Here is a 10,078-nt window from a genome sequence, read left to right on the forward strand (position 1 = left end):
ACGTTCGCCAGGCCCGACCGGCGTAGCACGTCTTCCGCACGATCGTTGGTGGTCAGGATCGGACGTGACATGATCGCCTCTCAAATTGATGAGCAATACGGGTGAACACGCGTCAGTCGGGAGCGATCAACAGCCGGCTTTCGCCGTCCCACCGCCACAGCCGTTCATGGGTGAGAAGGGTGCCGCCCCACCAGCGCCGAAGCGGATTATGGCTGCGGAAGTCCTGGTCTCCTGCGAGCACGGCCTTCCCGAAATCCGTGAGCGACAGCCGGGATTGCTTGTAACGCGTATGACGGAGGGCATCATCATGCATGGTCAGCGTGAACGGTCCGTCCTCCAAGCCGGATACGGCCGGCACCGGGCCGCGCGCAAGTTCATCAAGCAACGCGCCCACCTCCCAGTAATCGAAGACGCGCCGCTCGTTGGGCTTTTGATGTCCGGGGAAGACGTCAAAGGGCTGCACCTCGCCCGGTGCGATCAGTTGCAATATCCGTGTTTCCGTGGCCCCAAGGCCGCTGCTCACGTTCGGAAGCTCTTCGAGCAGCGCGACGACGCAAGGCTCGAGCTGCGGAAGCAAGCGCAAATCCGTAGCGAGAAGGTCGTTCCAGGCCAGCGGCGTCGGCGCACGATAAGCGCGCCACGCACGAGCGGCGAGTTCAAGATGGTCTTGCGTGAGCCTGACCATCGGCGGGTTCATCCTGGCCAATTGCTCTGGCGCGACATCGCCCACGGCAAGGTCCAGGCGACGTATCGCGAGCTTGGAAAATACCGCTTTCTCGACGCCGCAATGGTCGAGCAGCCAGAGCAGAAGTAATTGTGCGTTCGGCTCCGGCCCCATCCATAGTTCGGCCGAGTCGCATTCGGACAACAGATCGATCAGTCCGCGCCCCTTCGTGCCAGACCCTTCCAGGATCGATCGTGCGCAGCTCATCACCCAATCCGGCCACTGCCGCTCTCGGGCCAAGCGCGAGCCCCTCCAGCAACGAGCCCAGCTCGAACTCTCCGAACACATAGGTGCGCCGTTGCGAGCGCAGGTGAAACAATCCATTCGTGTTGGCAAACCCTCTGGCAAGCATCTCCAGAAATCGCATCTCTGTCGCACCAAGCCCGGTCCGGGGTGACGGCAGTTCCGCGAGCAGATCGAGCAGAGCCGGCCGCAGCATCAGCAGAGCACTCAGATCGCGGTGAAGCAAATCCATGCAAGCCTCGGGCGTCGGCGCGCGATAGGCCGACCACGCCGACGTGGCAGTCTCGAACTCCTCCGCAGCGACGCCTACGACAGGAATATGAGGCGCGCTCTTGGCGAAATCATAATCGGGGCTGAAAAACAGGTCGGAGCCCAGCAATCGCAGCCCGAGCTTCCGTGTCAGTGCGGGATAACTGCCGAGGTGATCGAGCAACCAGGCCAGTTGCAGCTGGTCGCGGGGAGCCGCTCCGAACCAGAGTTCGATCTTATCATACGGCTCGCAAAACTCAGCCAGCGACAATCTGCGACCCTGGGCGCCCCGGGGCCAGCTGACCCAATCCGACCAATGTTCGGCATGGCCAAGCTCTGGGGTGTAGGCAGCCAAATAAGCCGAGAGCTTTTCCGCGTACGGGAGCGGTCCCCATTCAAACTCAAAATGGAACGGGATGACGATCTCCGGCAAACCCGATCGAGCGAGATCACTCCCCCCGCCCCAGCCGGTCAAGATCAGCCGCCTCATCGCCCCACCTGATCAACGCAACGCAAAAACCAAACGGGCACCGAAGACGTCGGCAACTCAACGTCCTCAGTGCCCGCTCCTCGCGAAAACCTTTCGCGCTAGGTCTTACTCGTCCGCCGGCTCCTCGCCGTCGGCGTCGCGCTCGGGGGTGCCGGCCAGGATCTGTTCGGCGATCAGGCCGGAGTTCTGGCGAATCGCGGTCTCGATTTTGGCGGTCATGTCGGGGTTGGCCTTCAGGAATGCCTTCGAGTTCTCGCGGCCCTGGCCGAGGCGCTGGCTGTCATAGGAGAACCAGGCGCCGGACTTCTCGACGATGCCGGCCTTGACGCCGAGATCGAGGATCTCGCCCATCTTGGAGACGCCCTCGCCGTACATGATGTCGAACTCGACCTGCTTGAAGGGCGGGGCCAGCTTGTTCTTGACCACCTTGACGCGCGTTGTGTTGCCGACCACCTCGTCGCGCTCCTTGATCGCGCCGATGCGGCGGATGTCGAGGCGGACGGAGGCATAGAATTTCAGCGCATTGCCGCCGGTCGTGGTTTCCGGCGAGCCGTACATCACGCCGATCTTCATGCGGATCTGGTTGATGAAGATCACCATGGTGTTGGACTTGTTGATCGAGGCCGTCAGCTTGCGCAGCGCCTGGCTCATCAACCGCGCCTGCAGGCCCGGCAGCGCATCGCCCATCTCGCCCTCGAGCTCGGCCTTCGGCACCAGCGCCGCGACCGAATCGATCACCATCACGTCGACCGCACCCGAACGCACCAGCGTGTCGCAGATTTCCAGCGCCTGCTCGCCGGTATCGGGCTGCGAGATCAGGAGCTCGTCGATGTTGACGCCGAGCTTGCGGGCATAGACCGGATCGAGCGCGTGCTCGGCGTCGATGAAGGCGCAGATGCCGCCCTTCTTCTGCGCTTCCGCCACCGTGTGCAGCGCCAGCGTGGTCTTGCCCGACGATTCCGGCCCGTAGATCTCGACGATGCGCCCCTTGGGCAGGCCGCCGATGCCGAGCGCGATATCGAGTCCGAGCGAGCCGGAAGACACCGCCTCGATGTCCATGGACCGGTCGTTCTTGCCCAGCTTCATCACCGAGCCCTTGCCGAACTGGCGCTCGATCTGGGAGAGCGCGGCGGCCAGAGCTTTACTCTTGTCCATGGAGGATCCTTCGACGATACGCAGGGCAGTTGCGGACATTGGGTCGTGCTCCTTATGGCGAGGATTCGCGTGAGGGACAAACGGTTGCGAGGCAGCTCGGCGATAAAAGCAATGTACCCTATTTGTTCTAAGTTCGCAATATGTTCTTTTGCGGTTTTTGGTCCTGCTCCTATCTGACTAACTCTTTCTGGCCCGTGCCCTGGTTCGTTTTCTCAACTTCAGACCGCAACCTGTGCGAGCCTGTCGCATGTTATTGTTGGCTGCGTCATTTGCGGGCACGGTCCTTCTCATCACCGGCAACGATTGATCGGGGCGTCGGTGGCTGAGAGAGTCGCGCGCTCCCGCCTGTCAACGAGGATCCGGGGCAATGGAAGTGGCGGAACACACCAGCACCGAGCGCACCCCTCGGTGCGACGATTGCCGAACACCGACAAGATTCCGCGCCCGTATTCTCGACGTTCGCAAGAACGGTCATGTCAACGTCTACGATTGCCCGACCTGCAAGCGCCTGTATTGGAGAGAGTAAGGCCGACTCAGCTGGCTGGCCCGTCATTTCAAGGGCCGTTTCCGCCCGTGTCAGCAACAGTCGCACCCAGAGGCTCCTCGAGCTTCTGACACCCGGCGTTTCGCGTGAGAACTCGGCATAGCTGACCCAATTGGGCTCCGGATGTCAGCGGTTCCCATTCGTGCGGCCGACTGCGGTTTGCCTGCAACACAGGCGGCCGAACATGACCTGCCTCAACGACGCGCGGCCGGCACGCCGTCATGTTTCCGTAATCCTGCGGCACCGAACCTTTTCGCGGTCTTCGGCCTTCTGTGGGGTGGGACCGCAACTCTGGGAAGCTCAGGTCATGACGGACAACAACACGCATCACGATACGATCGGGCGCAAGCCCCTGCTCGACGCAGCGCGCGAGGAGATGGTGAAGTTCGAGCGCAAGGAGAACGAGTTCCGCAGGAAGGACCGCGAAGAGCGCGCCGCCCAGCTCCATCTCCCCTTGGACGAGATCAGGATCAACTGAGCCCGTCAGGAGGAACCCAGGCGCGCAACCCCCGGGATGGGCGCCTGGCTTCGACCGCAGACTGCGAGACAAATCCGCGAATAGGTATCTAAATACCAATATTAAGCTATTGGCTATGCAGGGGATTTTCCCGGCGGCCTACTGTGCATGGGGTTGTTTTCCACCTTTTCGAAAAGGCGGGCGTGCGCCGCTCGTCCGGCACGGTTGCATTGCCGCCAGGGCCGTCGCCTACAGCACCGCCAACAGCACCAGGCCTATCACCAGCAGAAGGAAGCCAGCCGCCGTCGCGGCGGCGAATGACCGCTCTACGTTGTCCATGATGCCACCCCATTATCGGCGGGCCACGTTTCCCCCATGGCTGCGCCGAACGGATGAAATCTTGCCGACGGGTATGTCGGCAGTGGTGCGAGCGGATGTCCAAATTTGGACGGCCGCGGGGCCAGTCTGAGGCCTTCGATCGTCGCACCCGCGGGCGGCTGATGCCGCCAGCGGTCAGGCCGTCTCGGTCTCCGATAGCGATTCCTCATGCCTGCCGCCCGGCACGCGGGTCCCGCTCCTCCTGCGTCAGGCGCAGCGAGAAGGCGCGGATCGCGGGCGCCGCCAGCAGCACCACCGGCAGCATCGCAGCCCATGCGATCAGCCACGACACCATCCAGTGCCGGATGAAGAGCATCGGGCTGTCGGCGGGCAGGCTGGCAATTCCCGACGCGACCAGCGAGGTGAGTCCGGACTGGATGATGCCGAATACGAAATGAGAGTAGCGGCGGGGAATGCCGAGCATATGGGTCCCACGGTTGCTTGCCCGCGATCAGGCAAGCAAGGCATATGCCGCCCCGCAACGGAACCAGGCTGCGGTGGCCTACGCGATGAATCCAGGAACTTTGTTCATGGTGGGAGAACCACGGAGCTCAGTCCTGCCGGGCGATCCGCGGCCGCGTCAGTCGGCGCTGGGCAGCCGCCGCATGGTGAACTCGATGTCGCCGCCGGGCAGCTCGCGCCAGGTCTCGACCGCACTCATATAGCCTGCCTTGGGGTAGCGGGCGAAGAAGGCCTGCGCCCTCTCCCGCGCCGCCGCACGCGGCAGCGTGAAGGTCTCGCGCAGATAGCCGTCGCCGGCGGTACGGCCCGGCTTGCCGGCCTTGCGCCGGCGCGCCATCCGCTCGGCGAGATCCCGCGGACGATCGGCCATGTCCTGCCACTACTCCTTGACGCGCTACTCTTGGCAGAATGTAGGGCATGGGCGGGATCAAGAGGAGTCCCGGCCGAAGGGCGTTGGGCGCCCCCGGGACGGAGCTTGCGCTCAGTTGGCGGCCGTCCCGCTCTTGGTCTTCTTCGGCGCGCTGGTCGCGGCCGAGGCCTTCGGCGCCGCTGGCTGCTTCGGCGGATCGGCGCGCATGCCGCCCCAGGGGTCGTTGGACCCCTTGGAATCCGGAATCTTCTTCAGCGTTTCCTTGTAGGCCCTGTCCCGCTCGGCTTCGGCGGCCTTCTCCTCCGGGGTCTTGCTCGGCGCGTCCTGCAGCAAGTTCAGATTGGGCATTTGCGCGTAGGCAGGTCCCGCCAGCACGGCCAACACCGCGGCCAAACGGAAAAGCTTCATCATCCACTCCTTAGATTATCCATCAGGCGCGGATCGCCCGCGCCGTCTCGTCCCGCCACGAGCCGGACCGCTCAAGGCCGCGCGTGCCACTAAAGCCGATCCGATCGGCATGATTTGGGCGCATGCAGCCAGTCGTCCCAGATCGGGCCGCATCTGGTGCACCCGCTCAGCGCGAGACCGAGCACGACCATGCAAAGACGAGGACACACCGACGCAACATCATCCACCCGCACCCGAGCGGGGCATCATACCGGGCCAAGTCAGGCATTTTCAAGCCGAGCCGGCCGTCGCGAGACCGGGTGACTTTGCCGCGCCGATGCGTGCACAATGAGGGTGGAAACATCCGGCAATAGAGGAGAGCGCGACAGCAATGCAGACGCAGCCAGAAGCCGAGTTCGGCCTCGCCGACGCCCGGCGCATCCTCGGCGAGGTCTTTGCGCCCTGGGTTCAGGATCTCGATCTCGCGGTCGAGCGCATCGAGCATGCCCAGCCGGCGGAGGTCGCGGACTGGCAGCCGGGCGCGATCCTGCGCATGCCGTTTTCGGAACGGCTGTGCCGGAACGGCGGCGTAGTCTGCGGCCAGGCCCTGATGGCGCTCGCCGACACCGCCATGGTGATCGCGATCCTCGCCGCCAATCGCGGCTACCGTCCCATGACGACGGTCGACCAGACCACGCATTTCATGCGCGCGGTGTCCTCATCGGACGTGCTGGCGGACGCGCGCGTGGTGCGGCTCGGGCGCACGATGAGCTTCGGCCGCGTCACGCTGCTCTCGGCCGCCGACAGCAAGCCGGTCGCGATGGTGTCGAGCGCCTTCGCAATGCTGCCGGGGTGAAGGCGGCCTTTGAAGAAAGAGAGCCACGTGGAGCGAAAGCTCGACGCGATCATGAAGGACAGGACAACGCCAACGCGGCTCGTCCCGTCGTCCATTTAGGTCAGCACGACCGCGATGTCGTCTTCGCCGCTGTCGAGGAACTGCTTGCAGCTTCATTTCGGCTTCTTGGCAGGTTCGCTCGTGCGGGCGCCGCCCCACGGGTCGTACTTGTCCTTGGGCTCGGGAATGCGCTCGAGCGCCGCCTTGTAGGCCTTTTCGTCGACCTTGGGCACATTGTCCGCAGGCTTGGCCCCGTCATTGGGCTGGCGCCGCCCCTGCGCCTCCGCCGACCCAGCCGTCAGCGCCAGCACCGCGGCCGCCATGACCAAAATCCTCATCGATGCAATCCCCTTCGTGTGGGGTACAAACTAGCCCGCTATCGCGAAATAGCAAAATGGCGCGGGTTCAGGACGGGGCGGTGCTTCAGCAAATCTTGATCGGCCGTGACTTCGTCGAATCGCATTCGTGCCTATCTGTTGGCCCGCAGGGGATCTTCACGGATGTTGCGGATTATTACTCACGCGGCGCTGTCCGCCGGCGTGCTCGTACTCGCCGGCTGCGGCTTTGCCGACAGCCGCGCGCCGGTGCCTGAGTTCATGCGGATGAAGGAGGCCGAGCAACCCCCGCCCGAAGCCGCTCCGGACGTCAAGCGCTTGGTGCGCGAGCAGATCGACGCCGTCTTTCTCGCAACGTCCTATCCGCGCGAGGTGCAGGTCGCCCCGCCCCACCGCGAGTTGCGAGGACCGGGCTGGACGGCGTGCGTCCGTGCGCAGCTCACCTCCGCGACAGGCACGCCGCTCGGCGCCCAGACCTACATCGTGACCATCAACGGCGGGAAAGTCGTGGACCGAAGGCGGGCGGAGGCCGACGACATCTGCGGCACGGAGACATACGAGCGGATTTAGGAACCCATTCTCCAACACGTTCCGGGAAAAACAAGCACTGCACCGGGAACGATCACGGCCTCCCTTTCTTGTTACCGCCGAGGGCAGCTTCGAGGAGGACATGATGAGGACGTTGACAATTGCGCTGCTGGCGGGCGTGGGTGCCTTGGCAGCCGCCTCGGGGGCGAAGGCTTCCGATATCTATACGAGCAGCGAATACGCCAATCCGGATCTCGTGCAGCAGGTCCGGCTCGTCTGCGACGATTCCGGCCGTTGCTATCGCACGCGCAGCGGTTCGCGCGTGGTCGTGCGCGATTCCTATAACTCCATGCCGCGCGACCGCTACTATGAGCGCCGGACCTATCATCGCCACTACGATGACGGCCCGCGCACCGGCGTCGGCATTCGCGCCCCTGGCGTCAGCGTCGGCGTGGGCGTCGGTGACCGCTGGTAGTCATTGACGGAAGAGTAAACGGGTCCGGACGAGCAAATCGTCCGGTCCCGTTTGCAACATCGTATTCAGCAACCGCCGCTATACCGCGCTCGATTTCTGCTGGAACTGTTCGTAGGCGGCGATCGCATCGGCGGCGTACATCAAGGACGGTCCGCCGCCCATGTAGACGGCCATGCCGAGCGTCTCCTCGACCTCCTGCCGCGTCGCACCAAGCTTGACGAGCGCTTCGGTGTGAAAGCCGATGCAGCCGTCGCAATGCGCGGCAACGCCGAGCGCCAGCGCGATCAACTCCTTGGTCTTCTTGTCGAGCGCGCCATCGCGGGTGGCGGCCTGCGCGAGCATGGCAAATCCCTTCATTGTGTCGGGAATGTCGCTCCTCAGCTTCTTCAGGTTGTCAGAGATGTTCCTAGTGATGTCGACGTAGTTCTTGTCCATCGATTCCTCGCTAGCTGGATTTGGTTGTGGTTGAGACCTCGCGCGGCGCGCGCAAGGCGATGTAGATCGCGGGTATCACCAACACGGTGAGCAGCGTCGAGGACGCGAGCCCGAACAGGAGCGAGATCGCCAATCCCTGGAAAATCGGATCGAGCAGGATGGTTGCGGCACCAATCATGGCCGCAAGCGCGGTGAGCAGGATCGGCTTGAAGCGGACGGCTCCGGCCTCCAGCACCACCTCGCGGAGCGATCTGCCCTCGCCGCCGCTGTGCCGGATGAAATCGACCAGCAGGATCGAGTTCCGCACGATGATGCCGGCCAGCGCGATGAAGCCGATCATCGAGGTCGCGGTGAACGGCGCACCAAGGAGCCAGTGCCCGATCAGGATGCCGATCAGCGTCAGCGGAATCGGCGTCAGGATCACGAGCGGCAGACGGAAGCTCCTGAACTGGGCCACGACCAGCACGTAAATGCCGAGGATCGCCGCACCGAAAGCCGCGCCCATGTCGCGGAAGGTCACCCAGGTGATTTCCCATTCGCCGTCCCACAACAGCGTCGGGCGCGACTCGTCCGACGGCTGGCCGTGCAGACTGATCGCGGGCTTCGGCAGCTTGCCCCAATCGTGGGCCTCGACGCGATCGGCGACCGCGAGCATGCCGTAGAGCGGTGCCTCGAAGCGCCCTGCGAGCTCGGCCATCACCATGTCGGCGAAGCGGCCGTCGCGGCGGAAGATCGTCGGCGAGCCCTCCTCCATGGTCGCCTTCACGACCTGGCCGAGTTCCACCACGGTCTTGCTGCCGGGCAGCGTATTGGCCGGCACCGGCGTGGAGGCCAGAGCCTCGTCCCAGACCAGAGCACGCTTTCCGAGGCGCACCGCGATCTCGATCGGGTTGCGGTCCTCGCCCCGATGCGAATAGCCGACCGAAGTGCCGCCGAACAGCGTCTGGATCGTGTCGTAGACGTCGCGCTGCTCGACGCCGAAGAATTCGAGCCGGTCCTGGTCGATCGAGAGCCGCAACCGCGGCCGCTTCTCGCCGATCGAATCATCGATGTCGACGATGAACGGCACCTCCGCGAAGATTTTCTTGAGCTCTGCAGTGACCGCCCGGCGCGTGGTCGCATCCGGACCATAGACCTCGGCGAGTAGCGTCGATAGCACCGGCGGGCCGGGCGGCACTTCGACCACCTTGATGCTGGTCCCCGGGGGCGGGCCAAGCGCCTTCAGCTTCTCGCGTAGCTCGAGCGCGATCTCATGGCTCGCGCGCTTGCGCTGGCCGCGCGCAGCCAGGTTGACCTGCACCTCGCCGAGCTCTGGCCTTTCCCGCAAGTAGTAGTGCCGCACCAGGCCGTTGAAATTGAAGGGAGCGGGGGTGCCGGCATAGGATTGCAGCGAGGTGACCTCCGGCAATTGCCGCGCAATCTCGGCCGCGCCGAACAGGGTGCGCTCGGTCGCCTCCAGGCTCGCCCCTTCCGGCAGGTCGACGACCACGGCGATCTCGGACTTGTTGTCGAACGGCAGCAGCTTGACCGTCACCGACTTGGTCGCGAACAGCGTCATCGAGAGCAACGTCGCGATGCCGACGCCGAGCAGGAACAGCCAGGCCGAGCGCTTGCTCCGCACGATCGGCGCGGCGAAGCGCCGGTACAGCCGGCCGAGCCGACCTTCATCGTGGCCCGCATGCGCCGAAGCGATGTCGCCCTTCGGCGCGAGCTTGAGCATCAGCCACGGCGCCACCACCATGGCGATGAAGAACGAGAACAGCATGGCAGCCGACGCATTGGCCGGGATCGGCGCCATATAGGGCCCCATCAGGCCCGACACGAACAGCATCGGCAACAGTGCGGCGACCACGGTCAACGTCGCGACGATGGTGGGGTTGCCGACCTCGGCCACGGCCTCGATCGTCGCCTGCAAGCGCGGGCGGCCGTCACGCATGGCCCAGTGCCGCGC

The 10,078-nt window shown here is 64.4% G+C and carries 13 protein-coding genes; 4 read left to right on the plus strand and 9 right to left on the minus strand.

Translation table 11 applies throughout. The features are described 5' to 3' along the window. Positions 1-112 precede the first annotated feature (112 nt). The 3 genes from JHD07_RS22620 to recA all read right to left on the minus strand — a co-directional run bounded on the left by JHD07_RS22620 (position 113) and on the right by recA (position 2,900). Positions 113-685 (minus strand): hypothetical protein, encoded by a 573-nt coding sequence (locus tag JHD07_RS22620; protein ID WP_291626032.1) that lies wholly within the window; start codon positions 683-685, stop codon positions 113-115. After that, positions 657-1,706, minus strand: a complete 1,050-nt coding sequence (locus tag JHD07_RS22625; protein WP_291626033.1) for a hypothetical protein — start codon at positions 1,704-1,706, stop codon at positions 657-659. Before JHD07_RS22625 ends, JHD07_RS22620 begins: the two co-directional genes overlap by 29 nt. 105 nt (positions 1,707-1,811) lie before the next feature. Continuing rightward, on the minus strand, positions 1,812-2,900 hold the full coding sequence (gene recA, locus JHD07_RS22630; RefSeq protein WP_061026216.1) for a recombinase RecA: 1,089 nt from the start codon (positions 2,898-2,900) through the stop codon (positions 1,812-1,814). Between the two features lie 812 nt (positions 2,901-3,712). On the opposite strand from recA, the gene JHD07_RS22635 reads away from it, so the two are divergent. Continuing rightward, a complete protein-coding gene (locus tag JHD07_RS22635; RefSeq protein ID WP_291626037.1) occupies positions 3,713-3,883 on the plus strand; it encodes a hypothetical protein in 171 nt (56 codons plus the stop codon). Positions 3,884-4,406: 523 nt separating this feature from the next. Here the strand turns inward: JHD07_RS22635 and JHD07_RS22640 are convergent. The 3 genes from JHD07_RS22640 to JHD07_RS22650 form a co-directional block, all read right to left on the minus strand. Continuing rightward, a complete protein-coding gene (locus JHD07_RS22640; RefSeq protein ID WP_291626039.1) occupies positions 4,407-4,664 on the minus strand; it encodes a DUF2798 domain-containing protein in 258 nt (85 codons plus the stop codon). A gap of 156 nt (positions 4,665-4,820) precedes the next feature. Next, positions 4,821-5,072: a hypothetical protein gene (locus JHD07_RS22645; protein ID WP_291626040.1), complete on the minus strand. Its 252-nt coding sequence runs from the start codon at positions 5,070-5,072 to the stop codon at positions 4,821-4,823. Positions 5,073-5,183: 111 nt separating this feature from the next. Continuing rightward, on the minus strand, positions 5,184-5,480 hold the full coding sequence (locus tag JHD07_RS22650) for a hypothetical protein (RefSeq protein ID WP_291626042.1): 297 nt from the start codon (positions 5,478-5,480) through the stop codon (positions 5,184-5,186). 370 nt (positions 5,481-5,850) lie between these two features. Between JHD07_RS22650 and JHD07_RS22655 the strand changes: the two genes are divergently transcribed. Then, a complete protein-coding gene (locus JHD07_RS22655; protein ID WP_291626044.1) occupies positions 5,851-6,315 on the plus strand; it encodes a PaaI family thioesterase in 465 nt (154 codons plus the stop codon). 152 nt (positions 6,316-6,467) lie between these two features. Here JHD07_RS22655 and JHD07_RS22660 read toward each other — a convergent pair whose 3' ends face one another. After that, positions 6,468-6,692, minus strand: a complete 225-nt coding sequence (locus JHD07_RS22660) for a hypothetical protein (protein WP_291626046.1) — start codon at positions 6,690-6,692, stop codon at positions 6,468-6,470. A gap of 162 nt (positions 6,693-6,854) precedes the next feature. Between JHD07_RS22660 and JHD07_RS22665 the strand changes: the two genes are divergently transcribed. Further along, positions 6,855-7,259: a hypothetical protein gene (locus JHD07_RS22665; protein ID WP_291626048.1), complete on the plus strand. Its 405-nt coding sequence runs from the start codon at positions 6,855-6,857 to the stop codon at positions 7,257-7,259. Between the two features lie 100 nt (positions 7,260-7,359). After that, positions 7,360-7,692, plus strand: a complete 333-nt coding sequence (locus tag JHD07_RS22670) for a hypothetical protein (RefSeq protein WP_291626051.1) — start codon at positions 7,360-7,362, stop codon at positions 7,690-7,692. 78 nt (positions 7,693-7,770) lie between these two features. Here JHD07_RS22670 and JHD07_RS22675 read toward each other — a convergent pair whose 3' ends face one another. Both JHD07_RS22675 and JHD07_RS22680 read right to left on the minus strand, forming a co-directional pair. Then, on the minus strand, positions 7,771-8,127 hold the full coding sequence (locus JHD07_RS22675) for a carboxymuconolactone decarboxylase family protein (RefSeq protein WP_291626053.1): 357 nt from the start codon (positions 8,125-8,127) through the stop codon (positions 7,771-7,773). A gap of 10 nt (positions 8,128-8,137) precedes the next feature. Then, a partial coding sequence (locus JHD07_RS22680; RefSeq protein WP_291626055.1) for an efflux RND transporter permease subunit occupies positions 8,138-10,078 on the minus strand: 1,941 nt, incomplete at its 5' end.

The sequence above is a fragment of the Bradyrhizobium sp. genome (assembly GCF_016462955.1).
Classification (GTDB): domain Bacteria; phylum Pseudomonadota; class Alphaproteobacteria; order Rhizobiales; family Xanthobacteraceae; genus Bradyrhizobium.